Genomic DNA, 16,112 nt, shown 5'->3' with positions numbered 1-16,112 from the left:
GCGGCCAGCTCGTCACGATGGGCGTCCATCAGCTCACGGAACCGGAACAGCACCTGCGCCCGCTTGACCAGCGAGGCGTCCCGCCACGCCGGGAAGGCCGCCACCGCCGCCGCGACCGCCGCGTCCACCTCGGCGGCCGAGGCCAGCGCGACATGACCGCTGACCTCACCGGTCGCCGGGTTGAAGACCTCCGCCGTCCGGCCACCGCCGTCCGTCAGGGCGCCGTTGATCCAATGCTTGACCGACTTCACTGAGCTGCTGCCTCTGCGTTGATGACTTCGAGTGCGTTGACGATGATCCCCAGGCCCTCGGTGGCCTCGTCCACCGTGAGGGTGAGGGGCGGGGCCATGCGGATGGCGGTGCCGTACAGGCCGCCCTTGCCCGCCAGCAGGCCCGCCTTCTTGGTCTCCTCCATGAAGCGGACGGCCTGGGCGGGGCTCTCCAGCTCGACGGCGAACATCAGGCCCTTGCCGCGCACGTCCTTGACGATCGGCAGGCGCGCGGCCGCCTCCTTGAGGCCGCCGATGATGATGTCGCCGGTCCGCGCCGCGTTGGCCTGGAGGTCGTGGTCGAGGACGTAGTCGAGGGTGGCGTTGGCGGCGGCCATGGAGATGGGGTTGCCGCCGAACGTGGACAGGCCCACGGCGTGCGGCCCGTCCATCAGGTCGCCGCGGGCCACGATGCCGCCGACCGCGAAGCCGTTGCCCAGCCCCTTGGCGAACGTGATCATGTCGGGGGTCACGCCGTGGTTCTGGATGCCGAAGAACGCGCTGCCCGTACGGCCCCAGCCGGTCTGCACCTCGTCGGAGATGAGGTAGATGCCCTGCTCGTCCAGGACCTCCTTGTAGGCGGCGAACAGGCCGTCGGGGGCCATGGTGAAGCCGCCCACGCCCTGGATCGGCTCGGCGATCAGCGCCGCCACGTCGTTGGAGACCGAGGTGGCCAGCACGTGGCGCAGGTCGTCCACGCACGCCTTGATGTAGTCGGCGTCGGACAGGCCCTTGAACTGGGTGAGGTGCCGGTCGGCGCCGTGCAGGAAGTGCACGTTGAGCGGGGAGAGCGAGTTGTTCTTCCACGCCCGGTTGGAGGTGACGCTGACCGCGCCGAAGCTGCGCCCGTGGTAGCTCTGCCGCATGGCGAGCACCTGGTCGGTCTTGCGGGCGTACGTCGCGAGGAGGAGGGCGGTCTCGTTGGCCTCGGTCCCGGAGTTGGTGAAGAACACCTTGGCGTCGGGGATGCCGGAGAGCCTGGCGATCTTCTCGGCGAGCTCGACCTGGCCGCGCAGCAGGTAGACGGTGCTGGTGTGGACCACGCCGGTGGCGAGCTGACGCTCGACGGCGTCGCGCACCTCGGGCACGTCGTACCCGATCATGTTGGTCAGGATCCCGGCGAAGAAGTCAAGGTAGCTCTTGCCATCGGCGTCGATGACGCGGTTGCCCTTGCCGCTGACGATCTCGATGGGCTCGTTGTAGTTGAGGGCCAGCCAGTTCGGCATCACTGCCCGGTGGCGCGCGAGTAGCTCCGACATGGTACTGAGTATCCCGTTCTCCCGTGCTTCCTCACAGCGGCAGGCTGTCGGCGGGGGGCCACATCACCTTACAAGATGTAAGTCCTCCCCCTAGGGGATCACCCGTGCGCCTGGAGGCGTACGCGCCGGCCCCCCGGTACGCCGCCAGAGGCATCGCGATTGACCACTCGCGGGCGACGACCCGGCGGGGCCCGCTCGGCCACCATCGGATCATCGACGAACCGAGGAGACCGAGATGACCGTCACCATCGACCTTCGCCCGGAGGCGCCCGCCGGGCCGCCCAAGCTCGACCGCGACCAGCTCCGCCGCGCCCAGCAGGACACCCTCGACACCCCGCGCATGGACTACAGCCTGCTGGCGCGGATGATGTTCAAGCCCGTGGACCTGATGTACGGCAGGAAGGGCTCGTACACGAAGTTCGCCATGCTGGAGATCATCGCGCGGGTGCCGTACCAGGCGTGGGAGCGGATGGGCTACTGGGCCGTCCACCGGCACGCCGGGCGCTCGGCCCTGGCCAGGAGGGTCTTCGAGCGCATCGTGGAGGCCCGCGCCGACCAGGACAACGAGCAGTGGCACCTGCTGATCATGCAGGACCTGGTGCAGCGCGCCGGGCAGCGCCAGAACTGGCTGCTGCACAAGGCGGCGCCGTGGCTGATCGCCTTCTTCTACTACCACGTGTCCTGGGTGCTGTTCGTGGTCCGGCCGGACTGGAGCTACCGGCTCAACGCCGAGTTCGAGGACCACGCCGAGCACGAGTACATGACGTTCGTGGCCGAGAACCCGGACCTGGACTTCGTGCCCGACCCCGGCACGTACGCCGACGAGTACGGCCGCTACCGCTCGGTGGCCGACCTGCTCCGGCAGATCGGCCACGACGAGCGCACGCACAAGCTCGACAGCCTGGAGAGCATGCGTGAGCCCCGCGTCCGCTAGACCTCGGCGAGCTCGGAAGCGGCCGCGACGGGGGCGGCCGGGCGCAGCACGACCAGCGCGAGCAGCGCGGCGGCGAGGCTGAACCCGGCCCCGACCCACGACCCGAGGTGCACGGCCACGGTGAAGGCCCGGTCGGCCACCTCGCCGAGCCCGATCTGCTCGGCGACCCCGATCGACTCGCGGGCCGCCGCGGGCGCGTCGAGCGGCATCTCCGAGGTGTAGACGCCGGCCAGCACGCTGCCGAGCACGGCGATGCTCATGGCCAGGCCCACCTGCTGCACGGTGTCGTTGAGCGCGGACCCGACGCCGGCGTGCTCCAGGGGGATCGCCCCCATCAGCGAGGCGTACGCGGACGGACCGGCCAGGCCGGCTCCCGCGCCCATCAGCACCAGCCCGCCCATCAGCGGCAGGTAGCCGGTGGTGAGCGCCATCACGACGAACCCCACCGCCATGATCAGCAGCCCGGCGGAGATCAGCACCCGGTTGGACACCTTCTTGCCCAGCGCCGCGCCGACGCCGTTGAAGACGACGGCCGCCGCCGCCTGGGGCAGCATGGCCAGACCGGCCTGGAGCTCGCCGTAGCCCAGCACGAACTGCAGGTACTGGGTGAGCATCAGCATCACGGCGCCCGCGCCGAACGACATCAGCAGGATCGAGAAGGACGCGCCGCTGAAGTTGCGGTTCCTGAACAGCTGCAGCGGCAACATCGGGTGCTCGGCCCGCCGCTCCCAGATGACGAACGCGGTCAGCGTGACGACCGCCACCGCGATGACGGGCAGGTTCCACTCGCGTTCGATGATCACGTACACGGCCGAGGTCAGGCCCACGATCGAGAGCACCACGCCCACCGGGTCGATCCGCCGCCCGGCGCTGCGGGTCTCGGGCATCAGCACGAAGGCGGCCACGATGGCCAGCACCGCGATCGGGATGTTGAGCAGGAAGACCGAGCCCCACCAGTAGTGCTCCAGCAGGAAGCCGCCCAGGGTCGGGCCGGCGATCACGCCGAGCATCGCCACGCTTCCCCAGATGGCCATGGCCTTGCGCCGCTCGTCCTCCTCGAAGACGGTCATGAGGATGGAGAGCGTCGAGGGCATCAGGATCGAGCCGCCGACCCCCATCAGGGCCCGTGCGCCGATCACCTGCCAGGGCTCGGCGGCCAGCACGGCCAGCAGCGACGCGCCGCCGAAGAAGGCCAGGCCGATGACGAGGAAGCGGCGGCGGCCGTACCGGTCGGACAGGCTTCCGGCGGTCAGCAGCAGGCCGGCGAAGACCAGCACGTAGGCGTCGAGGATCCACTGGATGTCGGACGGCGTCGCGCCCAGCTCCTCGATCAGGGACGGGATCGCCAGGTTCAGCACGGTTCCGTCCACCGTGAGCACCAGCAGCGAAAGGCAGAGTACGACAAGGACCCACCAGCGGCGCGGGTCTCGTACAGTGTTCGAGGTCACTCGCACAGCGTACGACAACTCTCGCACACTGTGCGAGAGCATTTATCCTTGGGGGATGACCGGCAAGCAGTTCACCTCCGTCTGGTTCCGCGAGCCGCGCAAGACCGCCGCCCCCGGCCGCAGCCGCGAGGAGATCGTCAGAGCCGCCCTTGAGCTGCTCGACGAGGAGGGCATGGCCGGGCTGAGCATGCGCAAGCTCGGCGCGAGGCTGAGCGCCGGCGCCACCAGCCTCTACTGGTACGTCGCCAACAAGGACGAACTGCTCGAACTCGCCTACGACCAGGTCTGGGCCGAGATGACCGTCCCCGACGCCGAGGAGGTGGGCTGGCGCGACGCCGCCTCGGCCATGGCCTACGGCATGCGCGCGGTCATGCTGCGGCACCCGTGGTCGGCCGACCTCCTCGGCCGGGTGCCCGCGCTCGGCCCGCACGCCCTGTCCGCCTCCGACCGGATGCGCAAGATCTTCAGGACGGCCGGGTTCCACGGCCTCGACATCGACTACGCCGTGGCCGCCGTCACCGCCTTCGTCTACGGCATGACCCTGCCCGAGATCGCCTGGGACGCCACCGCGAAAGACTCCGACTACGACGCCGACGAGATGCGCGGCATGGTCGCCAAGGCCGCGGCCGACTTCCCCGACATGCTGGAGAGCCTGGCCATGGGGGCGTACCAGGATCCGCAGGTCCTTCGGGCCACGGCGTTCGACTTCGGGCTCGTGTCGGTGCTCGACGGCCTTGAGCGGCGGCTGGCGACGTAGCAGGATCCGGGGCATGAGCGATTTCCGCGCGGCCCGCGATCTTCTCCTGAGCGCCGACTACCCCACGGCCCGGCGTGACTTCCGCTGGCCGGAGGCCGAGCAGTTCAACTGGGCGCTCGACTGGTTCGACGGGGTGCTGGCCACCGAGACGCCGCAGGCCGCCGCCCTGACCATCGTGAACCCCGGCGGCCGGGTCTCCCACACCTTCGCCGAGTTGTCGGCCCGCTCCAACCAGGTCGCCAACTGGCTGCGCGAGCAGGGCGTGCGCCGGGGCGACCGCGTCCTGCTCATGCTGGGCAACCAGACCGAGCTGTGGGAGTCCATGCTGGCCGCCATGAAGCTCGGCGCGGTGATCATCCCCGCCACGACCCTGCTGACGGCCAAGGACATCGGCGAACGCCTCGAACGCGGCCAGGTCGCCCACGTGATCGCCAACGCCGCCGACGCGGGCAAGTTCGGGGCCGGCGAGTTCACGAAGATCGCGGTCGGCGACGCGTACGGGTGGCTGCCGTACCACGAGGCGTACGAGGCCGGCGAGCGCTTCACCCCCGACGCCCCCACCAGGGCCGGCGACTCCCTGCTGCTCTACTTCACCTCCGGCACGACCTCCCGCCCCAAGCTGGTCGAGCACACCCACGCCTCCTACCCGGCCGGTCATCTGTCCACCATGTTCTGGATCGGCCTGCGCCCCGGCGACGTGCACCTCAACGTCTCCTCCCCCGGCTGGGCCAAGCACGCCTGGAGCAACGTGTTCGCCCCCTGGAACGCCGGGGCGACCGTGCTCATCCACAACTACGAGCGCTTCGCCGCCCGCGCCCTGCTGGAGGTGCTGCGCGACGAGCGGGTCACCACGTTCTGCGCGCCGCCGACCGTGTGGCGGATGCTCATCCAGGAGGACCTGGCGGCCTGGAAGCTGCCGTTGCGCACCGCCGTGGCCGCGGGCGAGCCGCTCAACCCCGAGATCATCGACCAGGTCGCCAAGGCGTGGGGCATCACCATCCGCGACGGCTACGGCCAGACCGAGACCACCGCCCAGATCGGCAACGTACCCGACGAGCCGGTCAAACCCGGATCGATGGGACGCCCACTGCCCGGCTACGACATCGTGCTCATCGACCCCGTCTCCGGCGAGCCCGGCGACGACGGGGAGATCTGCCTGCCGCTCGACCCCCGCCCCCTGGGCCTGATGGCCGGGTACGTCGGCGGCTCCGCCGAGGCCATGCGCGACGGCTACTACCACACCGGCGACGTCGCCACCCGCGACCAGGACGGCTACATCACCTACGTCGGCAGGACCGACGACGTCTTCAAGGCCTCCGACTACCGCATCTCGCCGTTCGAGCTGGAGAGCGTGCTGCTGGAGCACCCGGCCGTGGCCGAGGCGGCCGTCGTGCCCGCCCCCGACCCGGTGCGCCTGGCCGTGCCGAAGGCGTACGTGATGCTGGCGCCCGGGTTCGAGCCCGGCACCGAGACCGCGCGGTCGATCTTCGAGCACTGCCGGCGGGAGCTGGCGCCGTACAAGCGGGTGCGCCGGCTGGAGTTCGCCGACCTGCCGAAGACGATCTCGGGGAAGATCCGGCGGGTGGAGCTCCGGGTGCGCGAACCCCAAGGTGAGTACCGCGAGGAGGAGTTCAATCTGTGACAGTGTGTATATGGCTGTATGACCGTTCTTACAGGTTGATCGGCTAGGCTCGCCCCGTGCTCCCCACCATCGCCGACGTCCTCGCTCTTGAGACCGTGCGCCGGGGCAGCCCGCGCGTGGTCGCGGGCGCCGACCGGCTCGACACCAGGGTGCGGTGGGTGCACGTCGGTGAGATCGTCGACATCGCCCATCTGCTGCGCGGCGGCGAGCTGGTGCTCACCACGGGCGTCGCGCTCCCCGACGACCCGGAGAAGCTCGCCGACTACATCGGCGAGCTCGCCTCCGTCGGGGCCTCCGGGCTGATCGTGGAGCTGGGCCGCAGGTTCCTGCGCGAGCTGCCGGGGGCAGTGGTCAAGTCGGCCGAGGAGCACGGGCTGCCGGTCATCGTGCTGGCCCGCGAGACGCCGTTCGTGCAGATCACCGAGTCCGTGCACGCCCGGATCATCGACATCCAGCTTGAGGAGCTGCGCGCCTCCGAGCAGCTGCACGAGGTGTTCACCGAGCTGTCGGTCGAGGGCGCCTCGCCCGCCGAGGTGCTGACCCAGGTCGCCCGGCTGTCCGGCCGACCGGTACTGCTGGAGAACCTCGCCCACCAGGTGCTGGCCTGCGAGTCCGCGGGCCGCGACGCCGGCACGCTGCTGGCCGGGTGGGAGAGCAGGTCGCGGGGGGTGGCCCCGGCCGGGCGCACGGCGTACGACCCCGCCTCCGGCTGGCTGATCACCACCGTCGGCGCCCGCGGCCAGGACTGGGGGCGGCTGATCCTCATCTGCGAGACGCCGCCGACGCCCCGCGAGATGGTGCTCGCCGAACGCGCTGCCACCACGCTCGCCCTCGGCCGCCTGCTCGAACGCCACCAGGAGTCCCTGGAACGCCAGGCCCACGGCACGATCATCACCGGCATCCTGACCCACGCCTACGCCGACCCCGACGAGGCCGCCGCCCGCGCCCGCGCGGTCGGCGTGCCGCTGACCGGCCGCAAGCTGGTCAGCGTCGTCATCAGGCCGACCGAACCCGCCGACCAGGCGCTCGACGGCCAGGCGCAGCTCGGCGAGCTGGCCGAGGCCACCGCCGCCGCCTGCCGCGACGCCCGCCTGCCGGCCCTGGTGGGCGCGCTCGACCAGGAGCGGGTCGGTGTCCTGCTGCCGCTCCCGCCGCGCACCGGCGCCGAGCCCGCGCTGACCGCGCTCGCCGAGCGGCTGCGCGTGCTGTGGCGGCCCGGCTCGGCGTTCGTGCTGGCCGCGGGGTCGGTGGTGGAGTCCATCCGCGACGTACGGCGCAGCTTCCTCGAAGCCGAGCAGGTCGCGGACGTGGCCGTGCGCCAGCCCGACGGCCGCGCCTTCTACCGCCTGCCCGACCTGCGCCTGCGCGGCCTGCTCCACCTGCTGCGCGACGACGCCCGGCTGCAGACGTTCGCCGAACGCGAGCTGGGCCCGCTGCTCGCGCACGACGCCCAGCGCGGCGGCGACCTCACCCGGATCCTGCGCACCTACCTCGACGCCGGCCGCAACAAGGCCGTGGCCGCGCAGAAGGCCCACCTGTCCAGGCCGGCCTTCTACGACCGCCTGCGCCGCCTCGAACGCATCCTCGACACCGACCTCGACGACGTCGAGTCATGCCTGTCACTGCACGTCGCACTGCTGGCGCTGGAGTCCTTCCGCAGGGAGAACCGTTGAGAGCTCGTGATCACGACATCGTCGTCGGCACCGGCGTCCCCGGTCCGCTGAACGCGATCACCGACGTGCCCGGCGTCCTCGTCGGCCACACCACGCTGACCGAGGGCACCGCCCGTACGGGGGTCACCGTCGTCCGCCCCGGCCCGGGCTCGGCCTACGACTCACCCGTCTACGCCGGCTACCACTGGCTCAACGGCAACGGCGAGATGACCGGCCTGCCCTACCTCGACGACTTCGGCCTGTTGCACTCGCCGATCGGGCTGACCAACACCTTCTCCGTCGGCGTGGTGCGCGACGCGCTGGTCTCCCTGGAGGTCGGCGGCCGGGGCGCGGGCGCGTGGTCGCTGCCGGTGGTCGCCGAGACCTGGGACGGCCGGCTCAACGACATCGACGCCCGGCACGTCCGCCAGGAGCACGTCGAGCGGGCCTACCACGGCGCCTCGGCCGGCCCGGTGCCCGAGGGCTCGGTCGGCGGCGGCACCGGCATGATCTGCCACGGCTTCAAGGGCGGCATCGGCACCGCGTCCCGCGTGACCGGCGACTACACGGTCGGCGTGCTCGTGCAGGCCAACCACGGCCGCCGCGACCGGCTCACCGTCAACGGCCGCCCGATCGTCATGGACGACGTGCCCCGCCCCGGCATGCGCGAGGGCGCGGGGTCGATCATCGCCGTGGTCGCCACCGACGCGCCGCTCCTCCCCCACCAGTGCCGCAAGCTCGCCCAGCGGGCCGGGCTCGGCGTGGCCAGGACGGGCGGCGCCGGCGAGAGCTCCAGCGGCGACGGCTTCGTCTGCTTCGCCACCGGCAACCGCGACCTGCCCTCCAACGCCCTCGACGACGGCGGCTCGGGCGTGTTCGAGGTGCGGGTGCTGGCCGACGCCCTCCTCGACCCGCTCTTCCACGCCGCGATCGAGGCCACGGAGGAGGCCATCGTCAACGCGATGGTCGCCGCCGACACGATGACCGGCGCGAACGGCTTCACCGCCTACGCACTCGACGGCGCCCGCCTGGCCGACCTGGTGAAATGAGCAACATGTCTGACGTCCTGATGCCCGACCTCGAAGACCTCGGCCGCATGATCGCGACCGCCGGCGCGTTCGCCGTGCCCGTGCACGACGTGCGGCTGACCCCCGACGAGCTCGCCCCCGAGCAGATCGTCGCGGGCGACCCCGCCACCTCGTCGCTGGAGCTGGGCGACGGCCGGGGCATCTGGGAGATCACCCCCGGCGTCGTCACCGACGTCGAGACCGACGAGATCTTCGTCGTGCTGTCCGGCCGCGCCACCATCGCCGTCGAGGGCGGCACCACCATCGAGGTCGGGCCGGGCGACGTGTGTCTGCTGGCCGAGGGCGCCCGGACGACGTGGATCGTGCACGAGACCCTGCGCAAGGTCTACCAGTCCCGGCAGTCCGGCTAGAACCGGCTAGAACCCCATCGCCGTACGGACCTCCTCCAGCGTGCGGACCGCCCGCTCCCGGGCCCGCTCGTTGCCCCGCGCCAGCACCTGCCTGACGTCGGCCTCGGTGTGCTCGCGCCGCCGCCGCCTGATCGGACGCAGGAACTCGTTGACCGCCTCGGTCGTCAGCGCTTTGAGCTCGGCGGCCCCGCCGTCGCCGATCTCCTCGGCAATCTCCTGAGGCGGACGCCCGAGGCAGAGCCCGGCCAGCGTGAGCAGGTTCGCGACCCCGGGCCGGTGCAGCTCGTCGAAGGTGATCAGGCGTTCGGAGTCGGTGCGGGCCTTGCGGATGAGGGCGGCGGTCTCGTCCTCGGTGGCCGCCAGGGCGATGGCGTTGCCGCGGCTCTTGCTCATCTTGCCGCCGTCCAGGCCCATGAGCAGCGGACGCTCGCCCAGCATGGCCTCGGGCAGCGGGAAGACCTCGCCGTACCGTTCGTTGAAGCGCCGCGCGACCAGCCGGGCCACCTCCACGTGCGGGAGCTGGTCGCGGCCCACGGGCACCAGCGTGCCCTTGCAGAACAGGATGTCGGCGGCCTGGTGCACCGGATAGGTGAACAGCAGGCCGCTGACCGCGCGCCGGGCGCTGTGCGCGATCTCGTCCTTCACCGTCGGGTTACGGCTCAGCTCCGCCACCGACACCAGGCTCAGGAACGGCAGCAGCAGCTGGTTCAGCTCGGGGATCGCGCTGTGCTGGAAGATCGTGACCTTGGCCGGGTCGAGGCCGACGGCCAGGTAGTCGAGCAGCACCTCGGTGATGTTGCGCTGGATCTCGCCGGGCAGGTCACGGTCGGTGATCACCTGGTAGTCGGCGATCAGCACGTACGTCCGGTATTGGTCCTGCAGCTCCACCTGGTTGGCGAGGGTGCCGAAATAGTGGCCCAGATGCAGGCGTCCGGTCGGCCGGTCGCCGGTCAGGACGACGTCGTTCACGGTGGGTCTCTCCTTCAGGTGTGCCGCCTGAGGGGATCCCGCGCTCGTGCAGGGCCGCCATCAGGACGGCCCAGCATGGAAGATCAGCGGCCGTCTGCCGGCCGCCACCACATGCTGATACGGGTCATAACACAATGTTATCCGGACTGGGTGTCAATCTGGTAACTCTTGAGCGGTTTGGCGCGTTCTGCTGACCCCGAGACCTTGATCTCGTCAGGATGGTTCGGTCCCTTTTCCGCCCTCTGGAGAGTTCATGTCTCGACGCACCCTCGCCGGCGGCCTGGCCATAGCCGCCACGATCACCGTCACCGCAGTTCCCGCCTCGGCGGCGCAGCTCGCGGTGCAGTTCCCGTCGGCCGACTTCCCGCTGGGCGCCCGGTCCGCCGCCACCAAGACGCTGACCGCCGTCACCCAGGGCATCGACCTGTACGACGTGAAGGCCGGCAGCTCCACCGACGGCTACACGGTGACCGTGCTCATGCCGAGCGGCCGCGACTACGGCGCTCTGGAGACCGCCCAGGCCAAGGTCACCGAGGTCGAGGCGGCCGGGGAGGCGGCGAGCCTGCAGAAGGTGATCCGGCCGAGCGTCGCCGACGCGCCCTCCCAGACCGTCTACATGGTCCGCGTGGGCCTGTGGTCCTTCAAGGACAAGGCGAAGGCCGACGAGACCGCCAAGACGCTCAAGGAAGCCGGGCTGAAGGTCAAGGTCGACTACCTCGGCGACGACGGCCTGAAGACCACCGGCCCCTGGGACGCCAAGGTCGTCATGATCGACTCCCGGACGTTCCGCGGCTCGTACGCCGCCTCCCTCGGCACCAGCGTCGCCAAGCGCGAGACGGTCTCCTCGATGGCCAAGGCGCGCAACGCGGTGGTCGGCGTCAACGGCGGCTTCTTCAACATCCACACCGCCAAGAACCTGCGCGGCGAGCCCGTCGGCGCCTCCGTGGTCGCCGGACGCCTGCTCAGCGAGGCCGTGCCGGGCCGCTCCGCCGTGGTGCTCCAGGGCCGCAGCGTCCGCGTCACCGAGCTGAAGACCGCCGTCACCGCGATCTCCCAAGACGGCGACAAGCTCGTCGTCAACGGCGTCAACCGCGCCGCCGCGACGGACGAGGCCGTGCTCTACACCGAGGAGTACGGCGCCAAGACCCCGACCGGCGGCACCGACATTGTCCTCGACGCCAACGGCAAGGCGGTCGCCGTACGCACGAGCGGCGCCGCCGTCGCCAAGGGCACCCGGGTGCTGCACGGCCAGGGCACGTCCGCCGAATGGCTCGCCGAGCACGCCTGGGAAGGCTGGGCGGTCAAGATCGACACGAAGGTCACCGACCTGCGTACCGGCAAGGCCCTCAAGCTGACCCCCGACCTGAACGTGATCGCCGGCGGCGTCGGCCTCGTGCGCAACGGCCGCGTGAAGATCACCGCCAAGCGCGACGGCCACGACTCCGTGAACATGATCCTGCGCCGCCACCCGCGCACCCTCCTCGGCGTCACCAGGAACGGCAGCCTCATCCTGGCCACCATCGACGGCCGCCAGCCCGGCGTGACCATCGGCGCCAACTTCCACGAGGCCGCCCAGTTCATGCGCTGGCTCGGCGCGGTCCAGGCCGTCAACCTGGACGGCGGCGGCTCGACCGCGATGGTCGTGTCGAACAAGCTGGTCAACCGGCCATCGGACGGCGTGGAGCGCGGCGTCGGCGACGCCCTCCTCGTCCTTCCCCAGTAGCGGCCGGGGCGCGAGGGGCAGGCTCGCCCCCTCGCGCCCCGGCTCCCCTCCTCAACACCCCTCACGGTCGGGTGCGGGCCGTCCAGTGGGCGAGTTGTTCCCTCGTCGTCACCGTGGCCGGATGGCCGGCCCCGAGGATGCGCTCCCGGACCGGCAGCAGCGCCGCACACAGATCCCGAGCTCCCACCACATCCCCCGCCTCCCCCGTCCAGTACGCCAGATTGGCCCTGGCGGTGAGCGTGTCAGGATGCTCAGGCCCCTGGACGCGCCCCCGTACCGGGACCAACTCCGCGTACTGATCCCGCGCCGCCGCCGCGTCCCCCAGCTCCCCCGTCCACCGCGCCAGCTCATGCCGGATCGTCAACGTGTCCGGATGGTCAGGCCCGAGAATGCGCTCCCGGACCGGAAGCAGCGCCGCGTACAGGTCACGGGCCGCCGCCGCGTCCCCCGCCTTCCCCGTCCACTGGGCCAGGCTGGCCCTGGCGGTGAGCGTGTCAGGATGCTCAGGCCCCTGGACGCGCTCCCGTACCGGGACCAACTCCGCGTACTGATCCCGCGCCGCCGCCGCGTCCCCCAGCTCCCCCGTCCACCGCGCCAGCTCATGCCGGACCGTCAGCGTGTCCGGATGATGCGGCCCCGACACCCGCTCCCGTACCAGGAGCAACGCCGCGTACTGGTCGCGGGCGGCCAGCGCGTCCCCCAGCTCACCGGTCCAACGGGCCAGCTCGTGCCGGTTGATCAGCGTCGACGGATGCTCGGCCCCCTGAACCCGCTCCCGCGTGGGCAGCAGCGCCGCGTACTGGTCGCGGGCGGCGGCCGCGTCCCCCGCCTGCCCGGTCCACTGGGCGAGGTTGGCCTGCGTGGTCAGGGTGTCCGGATGCTCCGGCCCCGACACCCACTGCCGCACGGGCAGCAGCGCCGCGTACTGGTCGCGGGCGGCCACCGGGTCGCCCGCCCGTCCCGTCCACTGGGCCAGGTTGTGCCGGGTCGTCAGGGTGTGCGGATGCTCGGGACCGAGCACCCGCTCGTAGACGGGAAGCAGCTCCAGGTAATGGTCGCGCGCCGCCGACGGGTCGCCCGCCTCGCCCGTCCAGAGCGCCAGCTCGTGCCGGGCGGTCAGCGTCGCCGGCTCCTCCGGGCCCAGCGCCGCCGCGAGCGCGTCGGCGATCTCCTGGAACAACGCCTTCGCCGTACGGTAGTCGCCGCTGGCCCCCAGATACTGGGCCGTCTTGTCCATGCCGGGCGAGGTCGGCCCGAGCACCGTCCGGATGTGCGGCAACAACCTGGCGTACCGCGGCCACCGCACCTTCTGCCCGGGATCGTCCGGCAGCACGGCTTCCATCAGCACCGCCGCCACCTCCCGCCACCGGCGCTGTGCCCGCAGCGGAAGCTGGTCGAGCGTGACGGCCTGCACCAGCCGGTGCACGGTGACCGTCCCGTCCACGGGCGGCCCGATCAGGCTGTGCCGCCGCAACGCGCTCAGCGCCGCGTTGATCCTGAGCGTGTCGTGCGGCAGCGTCCGCATCATCATCAGCACGCTGGGATGCACGTCACGCAGCAGACGCGTCCGCGGCCCGGCAACCCGCCCGTACGCCAGCCGCCGCTGCATGTCCCCCCGGAACAGCTCGCGCGGCGCCCACCGCGCCAGCGGCGAAAGCAGCAAATGGTACGGAATCGCCTCGTGCGCGTAGCAGGCCAGCAGCCGCAGCAGCGCGATGGCCTGCGGACTCGTCCTGGCCAGCCGCCGGAACGCGAACTGCCACGTGGAGGCGACCCGCTCCCGATACCCCCACGCCTGCCCCTGCGCCAGCAACTCGGCACGCTGGTGATGCAGCAGATCCAGGTACTCCGACAGCTCCAGCCCCGTCTCCGACATGTACGCCGCCGCCTGCTCCAACGCCAGCGGCAACGCCCCGAGCTCCGCCACCACGGCGGCGGCCGCCACGGCGTCGTCCTGCCCCGAACTCGCCAGCATCAGCAGCGCCGCCGACTCCAGATCGAGCACCGGCAGCTCCAGCCCTTGGTCCCGCGGCCAGCTCCCGGACCGGCTCGTGATCAGCACATGCCCCGGCCCCGCCGGAGGCAGCACGGCCTGCACGGCCTCGGCCCCCGGCACGTTGTCGAAAATCAGCAACCACGGCCGGGTACGCGCCGCCAGCGCGGCGTGCACCTGGTCGACCGGGTCCGCCGCGTTCGCGCCCAGCTCCCGTAATCCCATGAGCGCCGCCAACCGGGTGAACGCCGCCGACAACACCGCCGGCTCGGCCGCCGGCAACTGCCAGACGAGCTCGTAGTCGTGCTGGTACCGGTAGGCGTACTCCAGCGCGAGACTGGTCTTGCCCACGCCGCCGAGCCCGTGCACGGCCACCACCGCCGGCCGTACGTCGCTCCTCAGCAGCCGCTCCCGCAGCTCCGCCACGGCATCGTCCCGTCCGACGAGCTGCGGCGGCCGCGGCGCCAGCTGCACGGGCCGCGTCGCCACCTGAGGCCGCGACGGGAGATGCACGGCCCCGATGACGTTGACCTGCCCACCGGTCACCGCCGTGGACCTGTCCCCGGTCATGGCCAGCCCGGACTCCTGCCGCCCTACAACGATCGACCGCTCGCCCTCAGCAGCCCCCACCACCCGCCCGAGCCCGCCCCCCTCACCGCCCCCACCTTCACCTGCCCCACCTGCTTCGCCTGCACCCGGTCCCGAACCGGCTCCGGCACCGGGCCGCCCAACCTCCTCCTGACCCCCAGCACTTCCACCCGCACCGACCGACTCCCCACCACCGGAGGACCCCATGGCGGCCCGAAGCTGCGCCCACAGCCCGACACCGGCGATGAACAACCCCGCCACACCCACGAACATGCTGACGACACTGGCCCGCTTGTCCAGCAGCTCCAGCTGTAGCGGCTCAGCGAAGAACCCCACGACCCCCGCGGCCACCAACCCGACGGAGATCGACGCGAAGGTCCACACCAGCAGCCGACGGCTACGGCGCGCTGACTGCCTGGAAGGGGGAGAAGCGGTCACTCTAATAGAGTTACCCGATTACGCTAAGTATCCTATCGATATTGCCAGGTCCATAAGCAACCCCTGACCTCGCCCAACCCCACCCACGAACCATCCCTCCCCCCGCCCCCAAGCCCCCCATCACACAACGAAACCCCCACCGACTCCCACACGCGAGCCCCATCCCTGTACGACTCGACGTGTTCGGTGACCTGTCGGTAGCAATGACGATCTTCGGCTGATCAGACTGCTCGTAACCAGCGATCCAGGGCGATGAGGTCGTCGTTGGTGAGCCCCTGAGCCGACGGAACATGATGGAGGAGGGCTCGGCCGCGATGGTGTGCGGACACCCAGTCCCGATCGGCATCGGTGATCTCGTCGTCGACCCAGGCGAATGGACGCTGGTTGGCCCATGCCACCAGGGTCCTGGTCTTCCAGCAGAGCCCGAACCACTGGTCCTGACGTTCGTCCTCGTCGGAGGGCTCGGGCCAGTTCACGACAGGTAGCCGTGGCAATCCGATCCGGGGTGCGATCTCGACGTTGGCCTGATCTTCCCAGGTGGTGGCCCAGACCAGGTCGCACGGCAGCGCCGCCAGTCGAAGCCCCACCTGCGGGTCGAGCCGCGCCAGGTGGTTGGTCTGCCCACTGCCCGAGGGCTGGCGCTGCAGGCCCTCACCGAACGGCAACAGCGGCCCGTCGACATCAAGGAAGAGCAGGGGACGCCCCTGATAGCCAGTCATGCTGCGGTCACCTGTTCGCGTCGAAGGGCAGCCGGCGCACGACGGCCCCCAGGACACCCACCCCACACCGGCAGCCCGACCAAAGATCACAACCTTCGGGAGGTAGCGCCCCGGCCGTACCCGCCGTCGCCGGCACAGGCGTCTGGAAAAAGCTCCCGACATACAGAAAGGGCCCCGACCTAAGTCGGAGCCCTTTCAAAAGATTGTCCGGCGGTGACCTACTCTCCCACACCCTCCCGAGTGCAGTACCATCGGCGCAGAGAAGCTTAACTTCCGGGTTCGG

The 16,112-nt window shown here is 71.0% G+C and carries 13 protein-coding genes and 1 rRNA gene; 7 read left to right on the top strand and 7 right to left on the bottom strand.

The features are described from left to right. Positions 1-251: aldehyde dehydrogenase family protein (locus ACIA8R_RS52565; RefSeq protein WP_397045744.1), on the bottom strand; the 251-nt coding region annotated here is incomplete at its 3' end. Next, positions 248-1,528, bottom strand: coding sequence for an aspartate aminotransferase family protein (locus tag ACIA8R_RS52560; protein ID WP_357710726.1), 1,281 nt, complete (start codon positions 1,526-1,528; stop codon positions 248-250). The genes ACIA8R_RS52565 and ACIA8R_RS52560, both read right to left, overlap by 4 nt. A gap of 235 nt (positions 1,529-1,763) precedes the next feature. Here ACIA8R_RS52560 and ACIA8R_RS52555 point away from each other — a divergent pair, with 235 nt between their 5' ends. Next, the gene (locus ACIA8R_RS52555; protein ID WP_357710723.1) at positions 1,764-2,462 is read left to right on the top strand and encodes an alternative oxidase; all 699 of its coding nucleotides are present in this window, start codon (positions 1,764-1,766) and stop codon (positions 2,460-2,462) included. On the opposite strand, the gene ACIA8R_RS52550 is transcribed toward ACIA8R_RS52555, so the two are convergent. Then, positions 2,459-3,910 (bottom strand): MFS transporter, encoded by a 1,452-nt coding sequence (locus ACIA8R_RS52550; protein WP_357710721.1) that lies wholly within the window; start codon positions 3,908-3,910, stop codon positions 2,459-2,461. The two genes, ACIA8R_RS52555 and ACIA8R_RS52550, sit on opposite strands and share 4 nt — an antisense overlap. 55 nt (positions 3,911-3,965) lie before the next feature. Between ACIA8R_RS52550 and ACIA8R_RS52545 the strand changes: the two genes are divergently transcribed. The 5 genes from ACIA8R_RS52545 to ACIA8R_RS52525 are packed head-to-tail and all read left to right on the top strand — an operon-like array spanning position 3,966 to position 9,399. Then, positions 3,966-4,667 (top strand): TetR/AcrR family transcriptional regulator C-terminal domain-containing protein, encoded by a 702-nt coding sequence (locus ACIA8R_RS52545; protein ID WP_397045741.1) that lies wholly within the window; start codon positions 3,966-3,968, stop codon positions 4,665-4,667. Positions 4,668-4,680: 13 nt separating this feature from the next. Beyond that, a complete protein-coding gene (locus ACIA8R_RS52540; protein WP_397045739.1) occupies positions 4,681-6,309 on the top strand; it encodes an AMP-binding protein in 1,629 nt (542 codons plus the stop codon). Positions 6,310-6,365: 56 nt separating this feature from the next. After that, positions 6,366-7,982 carry a PucR family transcriptional regulator ligand-binding domain-containing protein gene (locus ACIA8R_RS52535; protein WP_364104583.1) on the top strand — a complete coding sequence of 539 codons (1,617 nt, stop codon included), beginning with the start codon at positions 6,366-6,368 and terminating at the stop codon, positions 7,980-7,982. Beyond that, positions 7,979-9,010 carry a P1 family peptidase gene (locus ACIA8R_RS52530; protein WP_397045737.1) on the top strand — a complete coding sequence of 344 codons (1,032 nt, stop codon included), beginning with the start codon at positions 7,979-7,981 and terminating at the stop codon, positions 9,008-9,010. The genes ACIA8R_RS52535 and ACIA8R_RS52530 overlap by 4 nt, the downstream gene beginning before the upstream one ends. Positions 9,011-9,015: 5 nt before the next feature. Beyond that, positions 9,016-9,399, top strand: a complete 384-nt coding sequence (locus ACIA8R_RS52525) for a cupin domain-containing protein (protein WP_364104579.1) — start codon at positions 9,016-9,018, stop codon at positions 9,397-9,399. A 6-nt stretch (positions 9,400-9,405) separates the two neighbouring features. Here ACIA8R_RS52525 and trpS read toward each other — a convergent pair whose 3' ends face one another. Then, positions 9,406-10,368, bottom strand: a complete 963-nt coding sequence (gene trpS / locus ACIA8R_RS52520) for a tryptophan--tRNA ligase (protein WP_397045735.1) — start codon at positions 10,366-10,368, stop codon at positions 9,406-9,408. 253 nt (positions 10,369-10,621) lie between these two features. Between trpS and ACIA8R_RS52515 the strand changes: the two genes are divergently transcribed. Continuing rightward, complete coding sequence (locus ACIA8R_RS52515; RefSeq protein ID WP_397045733.1) at positions 10,622-12,091, top strand: phosphodiester glycosidase family protein; 1,470 nt, start codon at positions 10,622-10,624, stop codon at positions 12,089-12,091. Positions 12,092-12,152: 61 nt separating this feature from the next. On the opposite strand, the gene ACIA8R_RS52510 is transcribed toward ACIA8R_RS52515, so the two are convergent. From ACIA8R_RS52510 to rrf, 3 genes are all read right to left on the bottom strand, one after another. Next, positions 12,153-14,654: a tetratricopeptide repeat protein gene (locus tag ACIA8R_RS52510; protein ID WP_397045731.1), complete on the bottom strand. Its 2,502-nt coding sequence runs from the start codon at positions 14,652-14,654 to the stop codon at positions 12,153-12,155. Positions 14,655-15,331: 677 nt separating this feature from the next. Continuing rightward, complete coding sequence (locus ACIA8R_RS52505; protein WP_397045729.1) at positions 15,332-15,829, bottom strand: HAD domain-containing protein; 498 nt, start codon at positions 15,827-15,829, stop codon at positions 15,332-15,334. A 205-nt stretch (positions 15,830-16,034) separates the two neighbouring features. Beyond that, a 5S ribosomal RNA gene (rrf, locus tag ACIA8R_RS52500) occupies positions 16,035-16,112 on the bottom strand; the annotation flags it as partial.

This window comes from Nonomuraea sp. NPDC051191 (genome assembly GCF_044455665.1).
GTDB lineage: Bacteria > Actinomycetota > Actinomycetes > Streptosporangiales > Streptosporangiaceae > Nonomuraea.
Note: the sequence above shows the minus strand (reverse complement) of the source record. Positions and strands in the feature narration are given on the sequence as shown.